Raw genomic sequence first — 23,689 nt, 5'->3', positions numbered from 1 at the left:
AATTTATTTCTTCGTCGCCGCGGCAAGGCGAACGCAGACGGCGAGACCGCGGATCGCCTCTTCGACCTCGGCCAGCTCAGGGTACGTCGGCGCGATGCGGATGACGGCGTCTTCAGGGTCGTCGCCGTAGGGGTGCGTCGCACCGGCCGGGGTCAGGGCGACACCGGCCTCCTTGGCCAGCCGCACGACCTCCTTGGCGGTCCCGGCGGGCACGGTCAGCGAGACGAAGTACCCGCCGGTCGGCTTGGTCCAGGACGCGAGGCCCGATTCGCCCAGTTCCTTGGTGAGGATCTCGTCGACGGCCGCGAACTTCGGGCCGATGAGCTCCGCGTGCTTGCGCATGTGCTCGCGGACGCCGTCCTCGTCACGCAGGAACAGCGCGTGCCGGAGCTGGTTGACCTTGTCCGGGCCGATGGTCCGCTTGCCGATGAGGCCGGTCCACCAGGCCAGGTTGGCCTCGGACGCGCCGAGGAAGCCGACACCGCCACCGGCGTAGGTCACCTTCGAGGTGGAACCGAACACGAGCACGCGGTCGGCGTTGCCCGCCTCGGCGCAGAGAGCGAACACGTCGGCCAGCGGCGCCTCGACCTCGGTGAGGTGGTGCACGGCGTAGGCGTTGTCCCAGAAGATCCGGAAGTCCGGGGCGGCCGTGGTCATCGTGGCGAGGCGGCGCACGGTGTCGTCGCTGTAGGTGACGCCGGTCGGGTTGCTGTACTTCGGCACGCACCAGATGCCCTTGACCGCGGCGTCCTCGGCGACGAGGCGCTCGACGACGTCCATGTCCGGGCCGGTCTCGGTGAGCGGCACCTGGACCAGCTCGATGCCGAAGCGCTCGGCCAGCGCGAAGTGGCGGTCGTAACCCGGGACCGGGCACAGGAAGACGACCCGCTCCTCGTCGGCCCAGCGGCGCTCGGCGCCCGGGATCTTGCTGAGGTAGGCCTGCACGATGGCGTCGTGCATCAGCTCCAGACTGGAGTTGCCCGCGGCGAGCAGCTGCTCGGCCGGGACCTGAAGCGGCCCGGCGAAGATGCGGCGGAGCTCGGGCAGGCCCTTGAGGCCTCCGTAGTTGCGGACGTCCGTGCCGTCCTCGGCCTTACGCGTGTCTCCGGGGAGGGCGAGCAGCCCGTCGGCGAGGTCCAGCTGGCGGGGGGACGGCTTGCCGCGGGTGATGTCCAGGGAGAGGCCACGGTCGACGAGGGCCGCGTAGTCGCGGTGGGCGCTCTCGACATCGACAGGTGCAGTGGTCATGCCTAACGCTAAACCCGGCGGCCGATCGGCGTGAGACGAGGGTGCCCGACACCTCCGGCAGGCAAGATCCCATAACGGTTGCGGTGCGTTTTCCAGTATTCGTAACGAGGACAAGTCCTCTAGTGACGAGGCCCCTCTTTCCCGCATTGTCGGTATCACCAGGAAAAGGGGAGAAAAATGAAGGTGCAGAAATGGGCGACGGTGACTTTGCTGGCCGCGGGGACACTCGCCGCGTGCGCGGTCCCGAATCAGGGCACGGCGACGCCCGTCGTCGCACTGGCCGCTCCCACGAGCACGATCGTGGTGCAGCCACCGGTGGTCGCGGCCCCGCCACAGACGGTTTATGCCGCGCCGCCGACGACGCGGACGATCTATCCCGCACCCGCGCAAGTACCCGCGATTCCGGTGGCGCAGACGGTGATCGCCTACTACGAGGCGATCAACCGGGGTGATTTCTCCACCGCGTGGAACCTCGGCGGCCAAAAGCTGGCCAAAGGCGGCACTCTTGCTTCCTACGCCAAGGGATACGCGACGACTTCGTGGGTCGCTCTCACCGTGACGAGCGTGCGAGGGAACACTGTTTACGTCGATCTTTCCGCTCGTCAGACCGATGGTTCCCTGCGTGCTTTCTCCGGTTCCTACACCGTTTCCGGCGGCGCCATCACCTCGGCGAACATGAAGCGACTTTCGTGATCAGAGCGGGGTGAGCTGTGAGATCTTCCAGCGGCCGTCGATCCGGACAGCGGTCACCGAAAGCTGGGAAACCGACGATTGCGGGGCGGCGCCACCGGGGGTGAGCGTCTGCTGGTCGAGGAACAACAGCACTTCGGCCTGGTCGCCGCGCAAGGACCGGACGCCGAGCGAACGGACCGTCGTGGTGCGCACCAGCTTCTGTTCCTCGGCCCGTTTCCGTGCCGACGTGAACTGGTCCCGGTACTGTCCGGTCGCTTCGCCGGTCAGTACGTCGGCCGCGGCCCGTTCGGTCCGCGCGAGGTTGCTGTAGTCGTAGGAGAAGACGGCCTTCACGCCGGCGCCGACCTGGTCCGAGACCTCGGCGGTCGCGGCCTGGTCCACCAGCGCCGCGTTGCCGTCGGAGCCCAGCGACGACGCCTCCAGCCCGAACCACACCGCGCAGCCGGTGGCCAGCACGATGACCGCGATCAGGATCCGCGGTAGCCGAGTGGTCATGAGCCCGCCGCCTGCACCGCGCTGACCTTCCAGCCGTCCTCGGCGCGCTGGTAGTCCACGGTCAGCCTGCTCACCTTGGGGGCGGCCGGTCCGCCGCCGGTGCTGACCTCCACGTCCAGCACGGCCATCAGCCGGGCAGTCCCGGCGGCGGCGTCGAGTTCGGTGACCGCGGCCTGCTTGAGTTTCGCGGTCGCGACGGTCTTGCCGGTGTTCGCCCGGTCGATCTGGATCTGCCGGTCGCCGGTGAGGTCCTTCCCGAGCCGTCCGGTGGTGACGCCGAGCCAGCGGTCGACGTCCTTGGCGCCGGTGCGGTAGTCGATCGTGTTGAGCACTTCCAGCTGGCCGGACGCGGCGGTGAGGACGGCTTCCCGTTCCCGTCCGCGCGCGAGGCCGTCGTCCTGGGCGGCGCTCCACCACGACCAGCCGAACCAGGCGGCCACGAGGACCGCCAGCGCGGCGACGACGGTGAGCGAGCGGGTGAGCACTACTTGCCGCCCAGCAACGAGCCCAGCCCGCCGGGACCGGAGCCGGTGAGCAGGCTCAGCACGCCCGGCAGCTGCGCGGATTCCGCCGCCTGCGGGGTCTGCTTCGGCCGCTCCGGGATCGCCGGAGGTTTCCCTGCGTACGGGGCGTTCTGCGAGCCTCGCACGCCAGTGGGGCTTCCCGGCGGCTCGGCGCAGTACGCCTGGGTGTTCACCGGCGCTTCGGTGAGGTCGTTGGCGGGACGCTGTTTCGTGCCCTCGTAGCCCTTGGTGCACGAGGCCGGGTCGAAGAAGTTGAACACGACACCGAGGTGCCCCGTGCCGTCCGGCGACGTCGACCGCGAGAACGCCGAGATGATCGGGTACGCGACAAGGAGTTCTTCGATCGCGTCGGTGCGGGCTGAGGTGATCTGGGCGGTGGTGAGCGTGTTCGCGAACAGCACTCCGAGGTCAGTCCCGGAAACCGCCAGCACGTCACTGATCTGACGGCTCAGCTTCGGCGCTTCGTCGATCACCCGCCGCAGGTCCGGGTCGGACGTCTTCAGCTGCGCGGCGATCGTCTTGAGGCCGCTGGAGAACTTCGTGATGTTGTCCGCCTGCCGCCGCTGGGTATCCAGCACCGTCCGCGAATTGGCCAGCAGGCCTTGGGTGTCGGGCAGGTACTGCGTCGCCGTCGCGGTGAGGGATCCGGTGCTGTCCAGCAGTTGCCGCAGATCCGGGCCGGCGTTGGCGAACGCCTCGTAGGTCTCGTCGACGACGGTCTTCAGCGACTCCGGTTTCACACTCGACACCAGTTTGTCCAAATTGGACAGTACGGTGTCCGGCGCGAGCGGGATCGAGGTCTTGTCGCGGGCGATGACCGAACCTTGGGCGAGGTACGGCCCGTTTTCGTGCATGGGCAGCAGATCGACGTACTGCTCGCCCACCGCCGACCGGTTCGCGACCGCGGCCTTCGTGTCCGCCGGGATCTTCGGCGCCCCCGAATCGATGTCGAGGCCGAGGTCGATGCCGTGCTCGGTGAGCGTCATCGACGCGACCTTGCCGACCGCGACCCCGCGATAGGAGACCTCGGCGTTGACGAAGATCCCGCCGGAGTCCACGAGTTGCGCCGTGACGAGGTAGCCGCGGGTGCCGAACAGCCGGTCCAGCCCGGCGTACTTGCCGCCCGCGTAGACGACCGAAACCACCGCGATGACGATGAACGCCGCCATCTGGATCTTGGTCTTGCGGGTGATCACCGGCCACCTCCCAGGATCGGCCCGAGGAGCCCGCCGAGGACGCCGCCCAGGACGTCCCCGCCTTGTCCTTGCGGAGTCTGGGGTGCCTGCGGAAGGTCGCCGGTGGGCAGCGGCAGTATCGGTGGCGCGGCGCCATTGTTGAACGGGATCGCGCCGGGCGCGCCGGTGCCCTTGTTCCCCGGCAGCTGGATGATCGGCTGCGACGAGTTGTTCATGTTCTCCAGGAACGTGTCCAGGTTCAGGTCGATCTTGGCTTCCACGTTCGCGTAGTCACCCTTGATCACGTTGCCCGCGTAGTCCGGGAACGGGTACGTGAGCAGGATCCGCAGCGCGGTCGGCAGATCCTGGCCCGCCTCGGTCAGCTTCTTCAGCGTCGGCTGTAACGCGCGAAGGTTCGCCACCAGCGAGTCCTTGCTGGCTTTGATCGTGTCGGTCGCGACGCCGGACAGCGTGTTCAGCGACTGCAACATGCCGACGAGCTGATCCCGTTGCTCGGTCACGATCTTGAGCCCGGGCGAGAGGTTGTCGAGCGCGTTCGTCAGGTTCTGCGTCTGGCCGACCAGGGTTTTCGACAGCTTGTCGAGACCGTCGATGGCTCGCAGGATCTCGCCCTTGTGCCCGTCGAGTTCGGTCGCCAGTTTGTCCACTTGGGACAGCAGCGAGCGGACCTCGGCCTCGTTGCCGGTGAGCGCGTCGTTCAGTTCGTGGCTGATCTTCTGGATCTGCTCGACCCCGCCACCGTTGAGCAGCAGGGAAAGCGCGCCGAGTACCTCTTCGACCTCGGGGTTGCGGTTCGTCCGGTCCAGCGGGATCTTCGCGCCCTCGGCGAGCGCGCCTTCGGGTTTGTCCGGCGCGTGCAGGTCGACGAACTTCTCCCCCAGCAGACTCGACTGCCGGAGTTCGGCACGCGCGTTCGCGGGCAGCGCGATGTCACCGTTGACGACCATGCTCACCCACGCCGAGCGCGTGTCCGGCGCGAGGTCGATCTTCTCGACCCGGCCGACCGGGACGTCGTTGACCTTCACACTCGCCTGCGGCACGAGGTCGAGGACGTCGGAGAACTGCGCGGACAGCCGGTACGGGCGGTCGCCGAGATCGGCACCGCCTGGCAAGGGAGTGTTGTACAGTCCCGAAAAGCCGCCGTCACTGCATCCGGCCAGCACCAGGACGCCCGCCATCACGCCCGCGATCTTCTGCCGTTGCCGCCTCATTTCGGGAGCCCCTTGCTCATGACGTCGATCAGCGGGAGCGGCAGCGGCGGGAGTTCGCCGCTCTGCAACGAGGCCAGCACTTGCGGGACCGAAGGCAGTTTCAGCGTGCCGTCGAGGACGGGCGCGAGCTGCTTGCAGATGTTGCCCAGCGCGTCCGGGATCGGCTTGGGCGTACTCGCGCTGATCAGGCGGCAGACGGTCAGGATCGGCGGATGGGTCAGCTCGTTGAGGTTGTCCCGCACGGCGATCGTGCCGGAGGCGGCGTCGTAGGAGTTGATGAAGTTGGTGGCCCCGGTCGGCGCGATGTCGATCACTTCGGCGAGTGAGGCCCGCTGGTCCACGAGCACCTTCGTCAGCCCGGCCAGTTTGTCCACATTGGACGAAAGCAGGTCCTTGTTCTCCGCGACGAACTTCTCGACGTCACCCATCGCCGTCGCGAGTGAACTCAGCGCGGCGCCCACGTCGGCGGAGTCCGCGGCGAGGAAACCGCTGACGTCGGCGGCGCGGCGGTAGAACTCGTTGAGCTGCTGGTCGCTTTCGGCCAAGGCGCCGGTGAACGAGTTCAGGTTCCGCACCGTCGTGAACAGGTCGCCCTTGGAGCCGTCCAGCGTTTTGGCCAGTTCGGACAACCGGGTCACCGTGGTGTTGAGGTTCTTCCCGTTGCCGCCGAGGTTCGCCGCGGCGGTGTCGAGTACGTCGGACAACGCGCCGTTCTTGTTGGCGCCGTTGGGACCGAGGCTCGTCGAGAGCTTGTCGAGACTCGTGTAGAGATCGTCGAGTTCCGCCGGGGTCGCCGTCTTCTCCTTGGCGATCACCGCGTCCGTGGCCATCTCGGGGCCGCTCTCGTACGCCGGGGTCAGCTGCACGTACCGGTCGCTCACCAGGCTCGGCGAGACGACGACAGCGCCCGCGTCGGCCGGGATCGGGGTGTCGTCGTCGATCCGCATGTCGACCCGGACGGCCTCGCCCTGCGGTGTCACGCCGGTGATCTCGCCGACCTTCACCCCGAGCACCCGCACCGACGAACCGGCGTAGAGCCCGACGGTCTTCCCGAAGTACGCGCTGATCCGCGTCCCGCCGGGTTCCTTGAACACGAGCCAAAGCCCGGCGGTCACGACCAGCACGAGGACGCAGGCGAAAGCGACCCACGTGTAGAGCGTGCGCCCGGTGCGTGTGTGGATGGTCATCGTCCCCCCACTCCCTGGTTCGGCGCGGCGATCGGTGGCGTGCAGCCCTCCGGGTTGACCTGGAAGGCGCCCGCGATGATCGTCGGCGGCAGCAGCCCGCACAGGTAACCCTCGAACCAGCGCCCGTTCCCGGTCGCGTTGGCGCCGACCCTGGCGAACGGCGCCATCAGCGCGAGGCTGCGGCTGAGGTTGTCCTGGTTGCGTTGCAGGATGTCGGTGACCTTGCCGAGTTTCTCCAGCGTCGGCTTGAGCTGCGTCCGGTTGTCGGCGACGAGCCCGGACAGTTGCGCCGAAACCTGTTGCGTGCCCTTGAGCAACGTGCTGATCGCGTCCTTCCGGTTCTGCAGTTCGGCGAGCAGGAGGTTGCCGTCGTCGAGGATCCGTTTCAGCTGGGCGTTGCGGTCGGACAGCGTCTTGGACACGGTGCTCGTGTTGGCCAGCAACGTCTTCAGGTCACTGTCGCGCGAGGAAACCGTCTTGGACAAGGAAGAAAGCCCGCCCAGCGCGTCCTTGAGGTACTGCGGGCTGTCCTTGAGCGCGTCGGAGAGGACGGTGAAGCTCGTCGCCAGCTGCGCGGTGTCGATTTCGCCGACCGTGCCCGACAGCTGCTGGAACGCGTCCTGCAGTTCGAACGGCGTCCGCGTGCGGTCGAGTCCGATGGTGGTGTTCGGATCCTGGCTCGCCTTGCCTTTCGGTGTCAGCGCCAGCAGTTTCTCGCCCAGCAGCGTCTTGATCTCGATCGACGCGGCCGTCGCGTCGCCGACGCGGGCATCCTTGACCCGGAACTTCACCAGCACCTTCTTGCCCGCGAGTTCCACCGAGGTGACTTGGCCGACCTTGACCCCGGCGATCTGGACCTCGTTGTCCGGCGCCAATCCGGCCGATTCGCCGAAGTACGCGGAGTACGTCGTCCCACTGCCGAACAAGGGGATCCGGTCGGAGAAGTACGTCGTCGCGGTGATCAGCACGATCAGGATGAGCGTCACCGCACCGACCGCGGCCTGGTTGCGTTCCTTCAATGGCTTCACGGCCCGCACCTCTCCGGTCGCTGCGTGCCGGGCAGCGGCGTGATCGGCAGTTCGATGTTGAGCGACTTGATGCCGATGCTGCCGGAGATCCCGCACAGGTAGTAGTTGAACCAGCTGCCGTAACTCAGCGTCCTGGTGAACTTCTGCAGGTTGCCCGGCAGCACCTGCAAGAGATGGTCGATCAGCTGCTCCGAATCGCCGAGGTTCTGCGACAGCGCACCGAGTTGCACGACGTCGTCCTTGAGCGCGGGGCGCGCGTCGGCGAGCAGGCCCGTCGTGGCGACGGTGAGGTCGCCGAGCGCCTTGACCGCCTCCCCGATCGGCTGCCGCTGTTCGGCAAGCCCGGTGACCAGCCGCTGGGTCTGGTCGATCAGCTCGCCCAGCTGCGGCGAGCGCTTCTCGACCGTGCCGAGCACGGTGTTGAGGTTCGCGATGACGTCGCCGATGATCTTGTCCTTGCCCGCGATGGCCGACGTGACCGACGCGGTGTGCGCGAGCAGGCTGGTGATCGTGCCGCCCTCGCCCTGGAAGACCTGGATGATCTCGTAGGAGAGCTTGTTGACGTCCTCGGGGTTCAGTGCGCGGAAGAGCGGCTTGAACCCGTTGAAGAGCACCGTGAGGTTCAGCGCTGGTTTGGTGCGCTCGGGCGGGATGACCCCGCCGTGCGGCAACGACTTCTCGTCGCCGATGTCCGTGCCGAGCGAGAGGTACCGCTGCCCGACGAGGTTGCGGTACTTGATGGTCGCGGTCACCGACGCCGGCAGCCGGTGCGTGGTCTGGATGTCGAAGTGGACCTGGGCGAAGTTCCGTTCGCCCTCTTCGATCTCGATCTCGCCGACCTGCCCGACCTTCACCCCGACGATACGGACGTCGTCGCCCTCCTTGAGGCCGGACGCGTCGGTGAACTTGGCCGTGTAGCCCGAGGTTTCGCCGAAGTTGGTGTTGGCGATGGTGGCGCCGAGGATCGCGGTGAGCAGCACGGTGACGACCGCGAAGATGAGGATCTTGACCAGGTCGGGAACGAAGGACCTCATCGGAGTTCCACCTCCCTCGCGGATCCGGGGCTGAAGAACGCTTTCACCACATCGGACGCGGTGAAAGCTCCCTTCGCCGCGTCGCATGCGGTGAAGTGCCCCTTCAGCCCGCCGTGGCCCGATGTCCCCAATGCCGCATTGGGGACACTGAGCGTCTCAAATGCGACATTGGGAACCTGGCTAACTCCCGAATCACCACCGGCACCTACCACGAGCGTGTCGCGAAAGCCACTTTCGGGACACCTGATGTCCCGAAAGTGGCTTTCGCGACATGGCCGGAACCCGGCGCCCGGTGAGCTCGGCTGAGTTCTCATCGGAGTTCCACCTCGGCTCCGCGGTACAGCGGCCCGACCAGCAGGCTGCCCCAGTTCGGCACCTGATCCGGCGTCGTGCCCATGGCGGGCGACACGAGCAGGTCGATCAGCCGCTGTTCGTCCGGGCTGTTCACCACCGAACCACCCGCGCTCCCACCGGCGGGCAACTTGCCGTCCGGGTCGCGCGGCGGCGCGGGTTTGGACGAACCGTCGTCGATCGCGCCGTCCGGCGGGTACTGCGGCCAGCGTCCCGGCGGCGGCACCTCCGGATAGCACCGAGGGCCGCGTTTGTCGTTGTACTTCGGCTCGTCGACGCCGGGCAGGTACTTGCCGCGGCTCGGCGTGAACTCGATGGTCACCCGGCTGACCTCGGGATGCGCGGTGCCCTTGCCGAACGCGAGTTCCGCGCGCGGCACCGAACCGGCCAGCTGTTTGAGCAGGCACGGGTACTCCGGCGCGTATTTCGCGAGGACGTCCAACGTGGGCTGAAGGTTGGTGGTGAGGCGGATCAGGTTGTCCTGGTTCACTTTCAGGAAGCTCGTCAGGTCGATCGAGGCCGCGGTCACCGTCGAGTAGACGTCGGCGAGCCCGCGCTGGCTCTCGACCAGGGTCTTGCTCGTGGTGGTCAGATCCGACAGCGCGGCCAGCAGATCCGGCGCGGCCTTGTCGTAGATCGCGGCGGCGTCGGCCAGTCCGGTGATGTCGGCCTTGAGATCGGGCAGCGACGGGTTCACTTTCCCGAGGTAGTCCGAAAGCCCGGCCAGCGTCGTGCCGAGTTGCTTGCCCTGACCGTCCAAAGCGGACGCGACGGCGTTGAGTGTGCTCGCCATCTTCTCCGGCTGCACGGCCTGCAACAACGGCATCACGTTGCCGAGGACGGTTTCCAGTTCGATCGCGCTGCTGCTGCGGTCCTGCGGGATGACGTCGCCTTCACCGATGTGGCGTTCCGGCTTTCCGGGAATCTGAAGGGCGACGTACCGCTCACCGAACAACGTCTTCGGCAGCAGCCGCGCGGACACGTTCGACGGGATGACCTTGGTCTTGTCCGGTTGCAGCGCCAGGTCCATCGTCGCGCGGTCGCCGTGTGCCTGGATCGACCGCACCTCGCCGACGACCATCCCGCGCACCTTGACGTCCGCGCCCTCGCGCATCTGGTTGCCGATGCGGTCGGTCTCCAGTTTCACCAGGGTCACCGTGGTGAAGGCCTTCTGGTAGAACGCGATGGTGGTGACGAAGAACAGCACGACCACCACGAGGAAGACCAGCCCCAGCACCTGGTGCCGGAGCCGTTTCAGCAGTATCCCCCTGTTCACCCGGAAATCCTCACCGTCGTCGTGGCGCCCCAGATCGCGAGGCTGAGGAAGAAGTCGAGCACCGAGATCAGCACGATCGACGTCCGCACCGCGCGGCCGACGGCGATGCCGACCCCGGCGGGCCCACCGCTGGCTGTGTAGCCGTAGTAGCAATGGGAAAGGATGACGAGCACGCTGAAGATGATCACCTTGAGGAACGACCAGAGCACGTCCTCGGGCGGCAGGAACAACGTGAAGTAGTGGTCGTAGGTGCCCGCGGACTGGCCGTAGAGCCAGATGGTGATCTGCCGCGAAGCCAGGTAGGACGAAAGCAGGCCGACGGCGTAGAGCGGGATGACCGCGGTGACACCGGCGATCACCCGCGTCGTCACGAGGTACGGCAGGCTCGGCACGCCCATCACTTCGAGCGCGTCGATCTCCTCGGAGATCTTCATCGCCCCTAGTTGCGCGGTGAAGCCGCAGCCGACGGTGGCCGAAAGCGCGAGCCCGGCCGAAAGCGGCGCGACCTCGCGGGTGTTGAAGTAGGCCGAGATGAACCCGGTCAGCGCCGCGGTGCCGAGTTGGTTCAGCGCGGAATAGCCCTGCAAGCCGACGATGAGACCGGTGAACAGCGTCATCCCGATCATCACGCCGAGCGTCCCGCCGATCACCGCGAGCGCGCCGGTGCCGAAGCTGACTTCGGTCAGCAGGCGGAAGATCTCGCGTCCGTAGCGCCGGATCGTGCGCGGGGTCCAGGCCAGCGCCCGGAAGTAGAACGACAGCTGGCCCCCGAAGCCTTCCAGCATGGCGCCCGGACGCGCGATGATCTCGAGGGTCCGGTCCGAAACATTGGGTTCGGCTGCCATGTCACATCGCCTTCGGCGGGACGATCCGCAGGTAGATCGCGGTCAGCACGACGTTGATCAGGAACAGCAGCAGGAACGTGATCACGACGGCCTGGTTCACCGCGTCACCGACGCCCTTCGGCCCGCCCGCCGGGTTGAGCCCGCGGAAGGCCGCGACCACCCCGGCGACGAAACCGTAGAGGAGCGCCTTGATCTCGCTGATCCACAGATCCGGCACCTGTGCGAGCGCGTTGAAGCTCGCGAGGTACGCGCCCGGGGTGCCGCCCTGCATGACGACGTTGAAGAAGTAGCCGCCGAGCACGCCGACGACGCTGACCAAACCGTTCAGCAGCACCGAAACCACGATCGCGGCCAAGACGCGGGGGACGATCAGGCGCTGGATCGGGTTGACCCCGAGTACCTCCATCGCGTCGATCTCTTCGCGGATCTTGCGGGCGCCGATGTCGGCGCAGACCGCGCTGCCGCCCGCGCCGGCCACCAGCAGCGCGGTGATCAGCGGGCTCGCCTGCTGCACGATGGCGAGCGCGCTGGCCGCGCCGGTGAACGACTGCGCGCCGATCTGCTGGGTCAGCGAACCGAGTTGCAGCGCGATGACCGCGCCGAACGGGATCGCGACCAGCGCCGTCGGCAGGATGGTGACGCTGGCGAAGAACCAGCACTGCTGAATCCACTCGCGGAACTGGAACGGGCGTTTGAAGATCGCGCGCAGGACCTCCCACGACAGCGTCGCGAGCCTGCCGACCTGTGTGAGCGCACCCATACCGGGGACAGACACCGTCGCTCCCACAGAACCTCCCAGTCGTCTGCCCCGAGTCTTACTCCACCCGCTGACGCCTCGTTGCGTTAGCGGTGTTCACTTTGCTCTCGGCACCTCCGCGTCAGAACTTGAGAGCGTGCGTGGCCGTGGCACCACCATCGGCGACGAACTCCGAGCCCGTGCTGTACGAACTTTCGTCACTGGCCAGGAACAGTACGAGTTTCGCGATGTCCTCCGGCTGCCCGACGCGGCCCAGCGCGACTTTCTTGCCCACCCACGACATGTCGACTTTCTGCCCGCCCGCGGCGGCGGCGACCATCGGGGTGTCGATCGCGCCGGGATGGACCGAATTGACCCGGATGTTCTTCGCGCCGAGTTCGAGCGCCGCGACCTTGGTCATGCCGCGGATCGCGAACTTGCTCGCGCCGTAGGCGACGAGATAGGGCATCCCGGCGAGCCCTTCCACTGAGGACACGTTGACGATGGAGCCGCCTCCGGCCCCGGTCATCGGTTCAACGACCGAACGCATCCCGAGAAACGCCCCGATCTGATTGACCCGGATGACGCGTTCGTAGTCGGCGAGCGTGGTCTTGCCGAGTTCCGAGAAATGCAGGATGCCCGCGTTGTTGACCAGCACCGTCGGCGGGCCGAACTCGGAAACCGTCCGCTCGATCGCGGCATCCCACTCGGCCTCGTCGCCAACGTCGAGATGCTGGTAGACGGCCGATTCGCCAAGATCGGCGGCGAGTTTCTCGCCGTCGAGGTCGTTGATGTCGGCGATCACCACCCGCGCGCCCTCGGCGACGAACAGCCGCGCGGCCGCCTCGCCCTGTCCGCGGGCGCCACCGGTGATCAGGGCGACCTTGCCCTCGAGCCTGCCCATCGTCATCTCCTCTGATTCACGGCAGCGACATGATTTCGGACGCGGAGAACATGCGTTCCGGGTCTCGATCGGCGAAGTAGCCGCCCACGTTCGTGACGAGTTCTTCGGTGGTCCACGTGCCATTGACGGTGTCGAACCGCTGCTCCACCGACGGCGGCCGCATGAGCGCGACCATCCCGCCGTAGACGAGGAAGACCTGACCGTTGACGCGGTCGGCCTCGGGCGAACAGAGGAAAGACACGAACGGCGCCACATGGTCGACCGAGAGCGGGTCGACGCCCTCTGGTGCGTCGGCCCCGAAGACGGCTTCGGTCATCGCGGTCCGGGCGCGCGGGCAGATCGCGTTGGCGCGGACGCCGTAGCGGGAGAGACCGCGCGCGGTGGAGACGGTGAGCGCGGCGATGCCCGCCTTGGCCGCGCCGTAGTTCGGCTGGCCGGGGGCGCCGAGCAGGAACGACTCCGACGCGGTGTTGACCACCCGGCCGTACACCGGCGCCCCGTCCACTTTGGACTTGTCGCGCCAGTACGCCCCGGCGTTGCGGGAAAGCAGGAAATGCGCGCGCAGGTGGACGCCGAGCACGGTGTCCCATTCCTCGTCGGACATCGAGAAGAGCATGCGGTCGCGCAGCACGCCCGCGTTGTTGACCAGGACGTGCAGCCCGCCGAAATGGTCGACGGCGGCGGTGAGCAGCGCGTCCGCGGTCGCGGACTCCGAGACGTCACCGGTGACCGCGACGGCCTTGCCGCCCTCGGCCTCGATCTCGTCGGCCACCACCTGCGCCGCGGCCGAGACGTCGTTGACCACCACCGACGCGCCCGCCGCGGCCAGCGCCAGGGCCTCCGCCCGGCCGAGTCCCGCGCCGGCTCCGGTCACGATGGCCGTCTTGCCGTCCAAGCTCACTCCAGGCCTCCTTGCCTCTCCGCACACACTAGAATCTGTTCTCGCCGCATGCAAGGTCCAAATAAACGGCGCTAACCGCGTATGAGCAGGGCGTTTTTCGGACAGCTCGCTACAGCTTGAGTAACACGTTCTACTTGATTCTGGGACACCTCGGCCGATGCGAGGACCAGCTCCTCCTCGTCGTCGAGATCGAAGACCTCGGGCGCGAAGCCGACACAGATCGCGTTCGCCTCGCAGAGCGAGCGATCGACGTCGATCTCCATATTCCCTCCTCGCCGCCACACCTGGTACAACTAGAACAGGTTCTACCCTACCGCCGCGAGCGGCCATGGCACCAGTAACGAGCACCGACGGCAGAGGTGACGGATGCGGATCGACTACACGCCGGAACAGCGCGCCCTGGCCGGGGAACTCCGGGAGTACTTCGCCGGGCTGATGACCCCCGAACGCCGTGAAGCCCTGGCCGGTGACGGCGGCGAGTACGGCGACGGCCTGGTGTACAAGGAAATCGTGCGAGACCTCGGCAGTTCGGGCTGGCTCGCGATCGGCTGGCCCCGCGAGTACGGCGGGCAGGCCAGGCCGATGCTCGACCAGCTCATCTTCACCGACGAGGCGGCCGCGGCCGGGGTGCCGGTCCCGTTCCTCACGGTGAACACCGTCGGGCCGACCATCATGCGCTACGGCACCGAAGAACAGAAGGCGTTCTACCTGCCGAAGATTGCCGCCGGGGAGTTGCATTTCGCGATCGGCTACTCCGAGCCGGGCGCGGGGACCGACCTGGCGTCGCTGCGCACCCGCGCGGTCCGCGACGGCGACGACTACGTGATCAACGGCCAGAAGATGTGGACGAGCCTGATCGAGTACGCCGACTACATCTGGCTGGCCGCGCGCACCGATCCCGAGGCCCGCAAGCACAAGGGCCTGAGCATGCTGATCGTGCCGACGACGGCCGACGGCTTCTCCTGGACGAAGGTGCGCACGGTCGCCGGGCCGGGCACGAGCGCGACCTACTACGACGACGTGCGGGTTCCGGTGACCTCCCGGGTCGCCGGGGAGAACGAGGGCTGGCCGCTCATCACGAACCAGCTCAACCACGAACGGGTCGCGCTGACCTCGGCCGCGCCGATCCAGACGTCGTTGCGCGACGTGCGGACGTGGGCGCAGACGACCAAGCTGCCCGACGGCACCCGCGTCGCCGACCAGCCGTGGGTGCGGCTGCACCTGGCGCGGATCCACACGCACGCCGAATACCTGAAACTGCGGAACTGGCGGATCGCGTGGGCGGCCGCGAGCAGTGACCTCGGCCCGGCGGAGGCGTCGGCGACCAAGGTGTTCGGCACGGAATTCGCGACCGAGGCGTACCGGCTGATGATGGAGATCCTCGGCGCGGGCGCCGTGGTCCGCGAAGGCTCCCCCGGCGCGCTGCTGCGCGGCCGGATCGAACGGCTGCACCGCTCGTCGCTGATCCTCACCTTCGGCGGCGGCACCAACGAGATCCAGCGGGACATGATCGCCGCGACCGCCCTCGGCCTGCCCGTCACGCGCTAGGAGGCATTGATGGACTTTTCGCTCACCGAAGCGCAGCAGGATCTCGCGTCGCTCACGCGCCGGATCCTGACGGACAAGGTCACCCCCGACGTGCTGGGACCACACGGTTCCGGCGGGTTCGACGCTCCACTGTGGACAGCGCTGGCCCAGGCGGGAGTGGTGGACGCCGCGCTGCCGCAGAGTGTCGGCGGTGGCGGGTTCGGGTTGCTGGAGCAGTGTTCCGTGCTGGCCGAGATCGGCCGCGCGGTGGCGCCCGTGCCGTATCTGACGTCGGTCGTCATGGCCGCGGCGGCGGTAACCGAGTTCGGGGACGGGCGGTTGGCCGAGCGCTGGGTCGTCCCGGTCCTGCGCGGCGAGCACGTCCTCGCGGTGGCGCTGCCGGACTACGGCGTGCCGTGCGGCTTCACCGCCGAGGCCGACGGCGACGGCTGGCGGCTGACCGGCGCGCAGACCGCGGTTGCTTCGGGCGCGTTCGCGCACGGATTCCTCGTGGAGGCCGCGATCGACGGCGGTCGTCAGGTGTTCCTGCTCGACCGGGACTCGGTGACCGTCTCGCCGCAGCGGACCGTCGATCACGCCGACGCCGCCCTCGTCGAACTGTCCGGCGCGAAATCGGCGGTGTCGCTGGGCGACGTCGGTGAATGGCTGCGGCTGCGCGGCACGATCGGCGTCTGCGCGCAGCAACTCGGCGTCGTCGAACGGGCGCTGGAGCTGACGGCGGCGTACGCGCGGGAGCGCGAGCAGTTCGGCCACCTCATCGGGAGTTTCCAGGCGGTGCGGCAACGGCTCGCAGACGCCTATGTCGACGTCGAAGCCGTCCGGCTGACGTTGTGGCAGGCCGCCTGGCGGCTGAGCGAAGGACTTCCGGCGGCCGAAGAGGTCGCGACGGCGAAGTTCTGGGCGGCCGAGGCAGGGCACCGCGTCGCGCACACCGCCGTGCACGTCCACGGCGGGGTCGGCATCGACGTCGACCACACGCTGCACCGCTACTTCGTCGCCGCGAAACGGCTCGAGTTCACGCTGGGCGGGGCGACCGCGCAGGCGCGCGGGCTCGGCGACCTCCTGGCCGCGGACCCGGCATGACGCCCACGGTCACGGAACTCCTGCTCGCCCGGGCAGAAGACCCGTCGACCGGGCTGCTGTTCGAGGACCGGCGCTGGTCCTGGGCCGAGCACGTCCAAGCCTGCGCCGGTCACGCCGCCGCGCTCACCGCGATGCTGCGTCCCGGCGGGCATTTCGGGCTGCTCGCGGACAACATCCCGGAGTTCTCGTTCCTGCTCGGCGGCGCGGCGCTTTCCGGACATGTCCTGGTCGGCCTGAATCCGACGCGCCGGGGCACGGCGTTGGCCCGCGACATCGCGCTGGCCGACTGCGAGCTGGTGTTCGCCGAGGACCACTATCTGCCGCTGCTGTCCGAGACCGGCGTCCCGGTACTGCCGCTGAGCGATCTCGAACCGCTGCGGGAGGCTGTCGTGCCCGCGGCCGCGAAGCCCGAAGACCTGCTCATGCTGATCTTCACCTCCGGCACCAGCGGCGACCCGAAGGCCGTCCGGTGCACACACGGCAAAGTCGCCTACCCCGGCGAGATGCTGGCCACCCGGTTCGGACTGTCCACACAGGACACCGTGTACGTGTCGATGCCGATGTTCCACTCCAACGCCATCATGGCCGGCTGGTCGGTCGGGCTCGCCGCGGGCGCGGGGATCGCGCTGCGGCGGCGGTTCTCCGCCTCCGGATTTCTTCCGGACGTCCGGAAGTTCGGGGCGACGTACGCCAACTACGTCGGCAAGCCGCTGTCCTATGTGCTCACCACTCCCGAGCGGGACGACGACGCCGACAACCCGCTGAAACTGGTCTACGGCAACGAAGGCGCGGAAGCCGACCTCGCCGCGTTCGGCACCCGGTTCGGCTGTCATGTGGTCGACGCGTTCGGTTCGACCGAGGGCGGCGTGAACTTCGGCCGGGACGCCACCACGCCGTCCGGTTCGCTAGGCCGCCTGCTCGACAGTGTCGCGATCCGCGACCCGGAGACCGGGAAACCCTGTCCCCCGGCGGAATTCGACGCCGCCGGGAAGCTGCTCAACGCCGCCGAGGCGGTCGGCGAACTGGTCAACACCGGCGGCGCGGGCTTCTTCGCCGGGTACTACGGCGATCCCGACGCCGAGGCCGAGCGGATGCGCGACGGCATGTACCACACCGGCGACCTGGCGTACCTCGACGCGGACGGCTACTGCTACTTCGCCGGTCGGCTCGGCGACTGGCTCCGCGTCGACGGCGAGAACCTCGGCACCGCCCCGATCGAACGCGCGCTCCTCCGGCATCCCGCCGTCCGTGAGGCGGCCGTGTACGGGGTGCCGGATCCGCGAGTGGGCGACCAGGTGATGGCCGCGCTGGTCTGCCGGACCCCAGTCGACGCGGCCGAACTCGCCGCTTTCGTGGTGGCGCAAGGCGATCTCGGGCCGAAACAGCGGCCCCGGTTCGTGCGGGTGGTCGAGGAACTACCGCAGACGGCGACACACAAGGTCCTCAAACGAGAACTGGCCGCCGAGGGCTCCAGAAACGCCTGGAAACTCCGGTACCCCCACCCCTAACCTCCGCAATTAGTCACCTACTTGCGGTAGTTGGCAACGCGAACCCCCGCAAGTAGGTGACTAATTGCGGGGTGGGTGGGATCCCAGGGTCGGGACCGGTGATCTTCCCGATGCCCCGGCATCGGTGCGCTCCCTACGTTCGGTGCCATGACACGAACACTGCGCCGGATCGGCGTCCTCGCCACCGCGCTCGCACTGCCCGCCGTACTCGTCACGCCGTCCGCGTCGGCGGCACCCGTCCGCTTCAGTCTTCCCGCGCCGACCGGCCCGTACGCGGTCGGCAGCACCGACCTGCATCTGGTCAATCACTCCCGCCAGGACCCGTGGGTTCCCGGCGTCACCAGGGAACTGATGGTCACCGTGCGCTACCCGGCCCTGCCGAGCGGAAAGCCGAAAGCGCCGTACATGGCGCCGGGCGTCGCGAAGACGGTGGCCGAGGGCGACGCCGTCAAGCTGGGCATCGACGCGGATCGGCTCGACTACCGCTTCCCCACCCACTCCCGGATCGGCGCGCCCGCGCTCGGCGGCGAGCGGCCTGTGGTGCTGTACTCGCCCGGCGGTACCTTGTCGCGTTCACACGGCACCACGCAGATGGAACAGCTCGCGAGCGAGGGTTACGTCGTGGTGGCCATCGACCACACCCACGAGGCCGAAGCCGTCGAGTTCCCCGATGGCCGCGTCGCGAAGAAGGCCTTGCCGCCGTCGAGCATCGAGGTCTCCCAGCGGATGATCGCGACCCGCGTCCAGGACACCCGCTTCGTCCTCGACTCACTCCACCTGACCCGGGTCGGCATGTTCGGCCACTCCGCCGGCGGGTTCACCGCGGGCGAGACGATGGTGGAAGACCGGCGCGTCGTCGCCGGGGCGAACATGGACGGCAGCATGGCCCACTCGCAGTCGAAGCGGATCTTCGGCCGCGTCGCCGACGAAGGGCTGGACCGGCCGTTCCTGCTGATGAGCGCGGGTAACCACAGCGCCGCGTCGGACGCGTCCTGGCAGGAATTCCTGCGCAACCAGCGCGGCTGGACCCGCGAGACGCGGCTGCCGGACGGCGAGCACTTCAGCTTCACCGACTACCAGACCTTGTTGCCACAGCTGGGCAACACCCCGGCCGCGTTCATCGGCACCGTCGACCCGGCGCGGAGCGTCGCCGCGCAACGCGCGTGGCTCTCGGCGTTCTTCGGCAAGAACCTGCGTCACCGAAGCAGCGACACGACCAGTGTGTCCTTGAGCCAGGCCTCGTAGTCGTCGTGCGTCCACCCGGCCTCGGTGACGAGGTCGGCGTGGACGCCGGCGCCCATCAGAGCCACGGCGACGTCGGCCGCCCGGGGAACCACCTCGCGACCGCTCTCGCAGACCTGTCCGATGACCAGTTCGATCCCGAGCCGGTTGCGCCGCGCACCCTCGGCCTGCGTCGCGGCGATGTCCGGGTCCACGGCCGCACCGGAACCCAGCATCGTGACGATGTCGCCGCAGCGTTCCCGGACCTGCCGCGCGACCCTGGCCAGCAGGCCGAGCAGCTCGACCGGGTCTTCGGTCCGCCGCGCCTCGGCGACGAGGTCGGGAATCCCGGCCTCGTCGTCGAGGAGGTCGACGAGCCCGCCGAGTACACCGGCCTTCGAACCGAAGTGGGCGTAGATGGTCTGCGGGGACACCCCCGCTTCCTGAGCGATGAGGCGGATCGGGGTCCGCGCGTACCCGCGATCGGCGAACAGCCCGCGGGCCGCGGTCAGGATCGTGCGCAACGTCAGCGCCTCGCGGCGGTCGCGCAACCGGACGATGCCGGGAAGGTCCGCGGGCATGTACACTCCCGAAACTTGGAACGTTGTTCTAAGTAATGGATCGCTGTTGCAAGGGAGGATAGCGATGACCACCGAGGAAATCATCACCGAACTGGAACGCGCCTGGAACGCGGGCGACGGGGCGGCGTGGGCAGCGTGCTTCGCCGAGGACGCGGACTTCGTCGACGTCGTCGGCCGCATCCAGCGCGGCCGCGCGACCATCGCTCGCGAGCTCCAGAACATCTTCGACACCATCTACCGCGGTAGCACGCTGGAGATCCGTCAGCTGTCGAGCCGCCCGCTCGGCGGCGGGTTCGACCTCGTGCACACGGCGACCGTGCTGTCCATCCCCGCCGGCCCCCTCGCCGGTCAGGTCCGCGGGGTACAGACGAAACTCGTCCACGACGGCGAGATCGTCGCGTTCCACAACACGATCCGGGGCAATATCGCGGAGTTCACCGGCCACGACGCGGATCTCGCCGCCCGGTCGCCCCTGGGTTGGGATTCCTGATCGGGGCCGTCCACGGGACACTGTCGGCGTGACGCACCTGAGAAAGCACTGGCTCTGGCCGCTCGTGATCAGCGTGCTCGCGCTCGGCGCCTTCGCCGGGCTCGGCCTGCTGACCCGGGCGGTGCTCGGCTCGCGGGGCAACCGGGCGCTGGCCGACACCGGCGAGTTCGGGGTGTGGTCGCTGCTGATCGGGGCGTCGGCGGTGCTGTTCGCCTTCCTGTTCGCGCACTCGGTCCGCCTGACGGCCTGGCGCCGCCTGGCCGGTGTCGCGGCCTGGAAGCCGGCGCTGGCGTACGGGATCTTCGCGGCGATCCTGTTCGCGTTCCAGTGGAAGACCGGTTCGCCGATCGGAGACCTCAAGCCCGCGACGGCGATCGGGATATCACGGACCCTGCTCGCTCTCGGCCTGATCGCGGCGGCGCCCGCGGTACTGGGCTTGTGGCTCAACCACACCCGGCTGCGCCGGATCTCGCGGGTGTTCGACGGCGAGACGCGGGCGCACGCGGACGACGTGCTCGGCGAACTCCTCGACTGCAAGCGCGCCAACGGGGTCTGTCTCACGGTACTGGCGCTCATCGTGTCCACGGCGGTCATCGACGCGGGGGCCCAGCGCCGGGCGTTCCTCGCGACCGGCACCCCGAAGGAGGCCTTCCCGGCGGAAAGCGTGCTGCTCTACGGCGCGCTGTTCACCGCGATCTCGTTGCTGTTGTACGTCCCGGTGTTCCTCGCGTGGAAGAGCCGGTGCGTGCGGCTGGTGGACGAGATCTACCCGCTGCCGCGCGACGCGCGCCCCACCGAGGACTGGCTGGCGGGCCGCGCTCGCCTGACCCAGCTTCTGGGCACCGACGCCACCGTGGGCAAGACCGTCACGGCGGCGTTCGGGATCCTCGCGCCACTCGCGACGAGCGTGCTCAGTGTGGTGCTGCCCAGTCTCAAGTAACGGCGTTGATCGGCCGCAGCCGTCGCGGCCCGGTGTCGGGGCGGGACGGTGGCGGGCCCAGCACGATTCGGGCGTTGGCGACGAAAGCACCGTCCGGTGAGGCCAGGATCGGGTCGAGCGTCATCGAGCGGATCTCGGGGTTGTCCTCGGCGAGCGCCGCGACGCGCAGCACGATGTCCTGCAACGCGGCCAGATCAGCCGGTTCGTCGCCGCGGTACCCGGTGAGCAGCGGTGACGTCCGCGGTTCACGCAGCAGCGTGGCGGCGTCGACGTCGGTGAGCGGGACGGCGCGGTAGGCCCGGTCCCCCAGCAGGGTGCTGACCAGACCGGAGAGACCGAACGACACGAGCGAGCCGAACGACGGGTCGTCCTGGAGCCCGATCACGCACGAGATGCCCTTCGGTGCCATCCGCTGGACGTAGACGTCGTCGTCACCGGAGACCTCCCGCAGATCGAGGTACGCCCGGCGCACTCCGTCCACAGAGGACAGATCGAGTCGCACCCCGGCGAGGTCCGGCCTGCCGCGCAGCCGCTCGTCGACGGCCTTGAGGGTGACCGGGAAACCCAGGTGCTCGGCCGCTTTCACCGCGTCGTCCGCGGAGGTCACGACCTGGAACGGGACGACGTCGACGCCGTAGCAGCCCAGGAGCCGGACCACGTCGTCGTCGGAGAGCAACGTCGCCTTGCCGTCCTCGCCGGCCAGCAGCTCCTCGACGACCGCCTGCGCCTGCTCCGCGTGCAATCCCGCCGGCCGCACCAGGTTGCCCTGCGGCCGCTGCCGCCAGGCGGCGTAGCGCACGACTCGCGCGAGCGCGTTCACCGCGCGCTCCGGGCTGGGGTACGACGGGACCGAACCCCGCGTCGGCACGCCGTCCTCGGACAGCACGGCCAGTTCGTCCGGCACCCCCTCGACGGCGAGGAAGGTCGACACGATCGGCTTGTTCTTGTCCATCTCGACGACTGCCTCCCGCAGCGCGCGGGCGTAGGCGGTGCCCGGGATCGCGAGCGGTGGCACGAAGACCACGACGAGCGCGTCGGTCTCCGGGGAGTTCAGTGCTTCGCGCACGGCACCGGCGAACTCCTCCGGACTCGCCTGCGGCCCGACGTCGACCGGATCGGAGGCCAGCCGGAGGCCCTGCGCCCGCGCGGTGTCGGCGGCGAGCAACCCGATCGCGCTGGAATTGCCCACGATGGCGATCCGTGGCCCGGCGGGTAGCGGCTGGTGGGCGAAGACCAGCGCGGTGTCGAAGAGTTGCGCGAGCGTGTCGACGCGGACGACGCCCGCCTGCTCGAACAGGGCCTGGACGCTGGATTCGTCGACCTCGGCCGAGGTCGCGGCGAGCTGCGGGCGAACGGCGTGCCTGCCGGACTTCACCGCCACCACCGGCTTCGTCCGCGCCAGCCGCCGGGCGAGCCGCGCGAACTTGCGCGGATTGCCGAACGATTCCAGGTACAGCAGGACGAGGTCGGTCGCCGGATCGGTTTCCCAGTACTGGAGGAGGTCGTTGCCGGAGACGTCGGCCCGGTTCCCCGCCGAGACGAACGTCGAGAGCCCGAGGCCGCGCGACTCGGCGTCGGCGAGGATCGCGGTGCCCAGCGCGCCGGACTGGCAGAAGAACCCGGTGCGGCCGCGGGCGGGCAGGCGCGGTGCGAGGGTGGCGTTGAGCCGGACCGAGGCGTCGGTGTTGAGCACGCCCAGCGCGTTCGGCCCGACGACGCGCATGCCGTGCGCCCTGGCCTCCCCGACCAGCCTCAGTTCGGCGTGCAGCCCATGCGGCCCGGCCTCGGCGAACCCGCCCGAGACGATCAGGAGTGTCTTGACCCCTTTCGCCAGCGCACCGTCCAAAACGGACTCGACGGCTTCGGCGGGGACGGCGACCAGCGCGAGGTCGACATCGTCGGGAATGTCCACGACGGACGGATACGCGCGCACGCCACGGACGGACTTGTGCTCCGGATTGACCGGGTAGACGGTTCCGGCGAAGTCGGCGCTCAACAGGTTGGTGAGGGCGACGTAGCCGATCTTCGTCGGATCGGTGGACGCGCCGATCACCGCGACCGACTTCGGGTGCAGCAGGTTGTGCACGCTGCGCGCCTCGGCGGCCTGCTCCCGCGACCGGGCGACCGCGAGGGACTCCTCGGTCGGGTCGATGTCGAACTCCAGGTGCAGCACGCCTTCTTCGATCTCGCGGCTGACCTGGTAACCCGCGTCGCGGAACACACGGACCATCCCCGCGTTCTCGGCGAGCACTTCGGCGACGAACCGGCGCAGCCCGGATTCCGAGGCGGCGGCGGCCAGATGCTCCAGCAGGATCGACCCGAGCCCGCGCCCCTGGTGGGCGTCGTCGACGACGAACGCGACCTCGGCCGACGGTCCGTGTTCGAGCCGTTCGTAGCGGCCGACCGCCACGATGTCGTCGCCCAGCAATGCGACGAAGGCGACCCTGTCGTGGTGGTCGACGACGGAGAACCGTTCCAGATCCCGCTGTGGGATCCGGGGATAGGCGCCGAAGTACCGGAAATACCGGGTGCGTTCGGACAACCGGCCGTGGAACGCGACGAGCCCGTCGGCGTCGCTGGGGATCACCGGGCGCAGGTGCACCGTGCCGCCGTCGGAGAGCAGGACGTCGGCCTCCCACTCGCGCGGGAAGTCGAAGGGGTCGCGGTTACCGGTGCCCTCACTGGTCAT

Annotated in this window: 23 protein-coding genes; 7 read left to right on the top strand and 16 right to left on the bottom strand. The window is 68.7% G+C overall.

Annotation, left to right across the window (positions count from 1 at the left end):
• Positions 1-3 precede the first annotated feature (3 nt).
• The gene (locus ACLARN_RS14055; RefSeq protein ID WP_409491808.1) at positions 4-1,248 is read right to left on the bottom strand and encodes an aminotransferase class I/II-fold pyridoxal phosphate-dependent enzyme; all 1,245 of its coding nucleotides are present in this window, start codon (positions 1,246-1,248) and stop codon (positions 4-6) included.
• Between the two features lie 177 nt (positions 1,249-1,425).
• On the opposite strand from ACLARN_RS14055, the gene ACLARN_RS14050 reads away from it, so the two are divergent.
• Positions 1,426-1,941 (top strand): hypothetical protein, encoded by a 516-nt coding sequence (locus ACLARN_RS14050; RefSeq protein ID WP_409491807.1) that lies wholly within the window; start codon positions 1,426-1,428, stop codon positions 1,939-1,941.
• Here the strand turns inward: ACLARN_RS14050 and ACLARN_RS14045 are convergent, their stop codons facing one another.
• From ACLARN_RS14045 to ACLARN_RS13985, 13 genes are all read right to left on the bottom strand, one after another.
• Entirely contained in the window at positions 1,942-2,436 is a 495-nt protein-coding gene (locus ACLARN_RS14045; RefSeq protein WP_409491806.1) for a hypothetical protein, read from the bottom strand. It abuts the gene before it with no gap.
• On the bottom strand, positions 2,433-2,921 hold the full coding sequence (locus ACLARN_RS14040) for a hypothetical protein (RefSeq protein ID WP_409491805.1): 489 nt from the start codon (positions 2,919-2,921) through the stop codon (positions 2,433-2,435). The genes ACLARN_RS14045 and ACLARN_RS14040 overlap by 4 nt, the downstream gene beginning before the upstream one ends.
• Positions 2,921-4,156, bottom strand: a complete 1,236-nt coding sequence (locus tag ACLARN_RS14035; RefSeq protein WP_409491804.1) for an MCE family protein — start codon at positions 4,154-4,156, stop codon at positions 2,921-2,923. Before ACLARN_RS14035 ends, ACLARN_RS14040 begins: the two co-directional genes overlap by 1 nt.
• Positions 4,153-5,367 carry an MCE family protein gene (locus tag ACLARN_RS14030; protein WP_409491803.1) on the bottom strand — a complete coding sequence of 405 codons (1,215 nt, stop codon included), beginning with the start codon at positions 5,365-5,367 and terminating at the stop codon, positions 4,153-4,155. The genes ACLARN_RS14035 and ACLARN_RS14030 overlap by 4 nt, the downstream gene beginning before the upstream one ends.
• Positions 5,364-6,554 (bottom strand): MCE family protein, encoded by a 1,191-nt coding sequence (locus tag ACLARN_RS14025; RefSeq protein ID WP_409491802.1) that lies wholly within the window; start codon positions 6,552-6,554, stop codon positions 5,364-5,366. The genes ACLARN_RS14030 and ACLARN_RS14025 overlap by 4 nt, the downstream gene beginning before the upstream one ends.
• Positions 6,551-7,582, bottom strand: a complete 1,032-nt coding sequence (locus ACLARN_RS14020) for an MCE family protein (protein WP_409491801.1) — start codon at positions 7,580-7,582, stop codon at positions 6,551-6,553. Before ACLARN_RS14020 ends, ACLARN_RS14025 begins: the two co-directional genes overlap by 4 nt.
• On the bottom strand, positions 7,579-8,616 hold the full coding sequence (locus ACLARN_RS14015; RefSeq protein WP_409491800.1) for an MCE family protein: 1,038 nt from the start codon (positions 8,614-8,616) through the stop codon (positions 7,579-7,581). Before ACLARN_RS14015 ends, ACLARN_RS14020 begins: the two co-directional genes overlap by 4 nt.
• 310 nt (positions 8,617-8,926) lie before the next feature.
• Positions 8,927-10,243 carry an MCE family protein gene (locus tag ACLARN_RS14010; RefSeq protein ID WP_409491799.1) on the bottom strand — a complete coding sequence of 439 codons (1,317 nt, stop codon included), beginning with the start codon at positions 10,241-10,243 and terminating at the stop codon, positions 8,927-8,929.
• Positions 10,240-11,088 (bottom strand): MlaE family ABC transporter permease, encoded by an 849-nt coding sequence (locus tag ACLARN_RS14005; RefSeq protein ID WP_409491798.1) that lies wholly within the window; start codon positions 11,086-11,088, stop codon positions 10,240-10,242. The genes ACLARN_RS14010 and ACLARN_RS14005 overlap by 4 nt, the downstream gene beginning before the upstream one ends.
• 1 nt (position 11,089) lies before the next feature.
• The gene (locus tag ACLARN_RS14000) at positions 11,090-11,848 is read right to left on the bottom strand and encodes an MlaE family ABC transporter permease (protein WP_101606438.1); all 759 of its coding nucleotides are present in this window, start codon (positions 11,846-11,848) and stop codon (positions 11,090-11,092) included.
• A gap of 118 nt (positions 11,849-11,966) precedes the next feature.
• Entirely contained in the window at positions 11,967-12,728 is a 762-nt protein-coding gene (locus ACLARN_RS13995) for a glucose 1-dehydrogenase (protein WP_409491797.1), read from the bottom strand.
• Between the two features lie 16 nt (positions 12,729-12,744).
• Positions 12,745-13,629 (bottom strand): 3-oxoacyl-ACP reductase, encoded by an 885-nt coding sequence (locus ACLARN_RS13990; RefSeq protein ID WP_409491796.1) that lies wholly within the window; start codon positions 13,627-13,629, stop codon positions 12,745-12,747.
• A gap of 71 nt (positions 13,630-13,700) precedes the next feature.
• Positions 13,701-13,892, bottom strand: coding sequence for a ferredoxin (locus ACLARN_RS13985; RefSeq protein WP_409491795.1), 192 nt, complete (start codon positions 13,890-13,892; stop codon positions 13,701-13,703).
• A gap of 103 nt (positions 13,893-13,995) precedes the next feature.
• Between ACLARN_RS13985 and ACLARN_RS13980 the strand changes: the two genes are divergently transcribed.
• From ACLARN_RS13980 to ACLARN_RS13965, 4 genes are all read left to right on the top strand, one after another.
• On the top strand, positions 13,996-15,177 hold the full coding sequence (locus ACLARN_RS13980) for an acyl-CoA dehydrogenase family protein (RefSeq protein ID WP_409491794.1): 1,182 nt from the start codon (positions 13,996-13,998) through the stop codon (positions 15,175-15,177).
• A gap of 9 nt (positions 15,178-15,186) precedes the next feature.
• Positions 15,187-16,260 carry an acyl-CoA dehydrogenase family protein gene (locus tag ACLARN_RS13975; RefSeq protein WP_409491793.1) on the top strand — a complete coding sequence of 358 codons (1,074 nt, stop codon included), beginning with the start codon at positions 15,187-15,189 and terminating at the stop codon, positions 16,258-16,260.
• Positions 16,257-17,768: a long-chain-fatty-acid--CoA ligase gene (locus ACLARN_RS13970; protein WP_409491792.1), complete on the top strand. Its 1,512-nt coding sequence runs from the start codon at positions 16,257-16,259 to the stop codon at positions 17,766-17,768. The genes ACLARN_RS13975 and ACLARN_RS13970 overlap by 4 nt, the downstream gene beginning before the upstream one ends.
• 147 nt (positions 17,769-17,915) lie before the next feature.
• The gene (locus ACLARN_RS13965) at positions 17,916-19,013 is read left to right on the top strand and encodes an alpha/beta hydrolase family protein (RefSeq protein WP_409491791.1); all 1,098 of its coding nucleotides are present in this window, start codon (positions 17,916-17,918) and stop codon (positions 19,011-19,013) included.
• Here ACLARN_RS13965 and ACLARN_RS13960 read toward each other — a convergent pair.
• Positions 18,965-19,570 (bottom strand): TetR/AcrR family transcriptional regulator, encoded by a 606-nt coding sequence (locus ACLARN_RS13960; protein ID WP_409491790.1) that lies wholly within the window; start codon positions 19,568-19,570, stop codon positions 18,965-18,967. The genes ACLARN_RS13965 and ACLARN_RS13960 overlap by 49 nt on opposite strands.
• Positions 19,571-19,634: 64 nt before the next feature.
• Here ACLARN_RS13960 and ACLARN_RS13955 point away from each other — a divergent pair, with 64 nt between their 5' ends.
• A complete protein-coding gene (locus ACLARN_RS13955) occupies positions 19,635-20,060 on the top strand; it encodes an SgcJ/EcaC family oxidoreductase (protein WP_409491789.1) in 426 nt (141 codons plus the stop codon).
• 28 nt (positions 20,061-20,088) lie between these two features.
• Positions 20,089-21,000 carry a hypothetical protein gene (locus tag ACLARN_RS13950; protein WP_409491788.1) on the top strand — a complete coding sequence of 304 codons (912 nt, stop codon included), beginning with the start codon at positions 20,089-20,091 and terminating at the stop codon, positions 20,998-21,000.
• Here the strand turns inward: ACLARN_RS13950 and ACLARN_RS13945 are convergent.
• Entirely contained in the window at positions 20,993-23,689 is a 2,697-nt protein-coding gene (locus ACLARN_RS13945; protein WP_409491787.1) for a GNAT family N-acetyltransferase, read from the bottom strand. The two genes, ACLARN_RS13950 and ACLARN_RS13945, sit on opposite strands and share 8 nt — an antisense overlap.

The sequence above is a fragment of the Amycolatopsis sp. cmx-11-12 genome (genome assembly GCF_046269425.1).
In the GTDB taxonomy this organism is placed as follows: domain Bacteria; phylum Actinomycetota; class Actinomycetes; order Mycobacteriales; family Pseudonocardiaceae; genus Amycolatopsis.
Note: the sequence above shows the minus strand (reverse complement) of the source record. Positions and strands in the feature narration are given on the sequence as shown.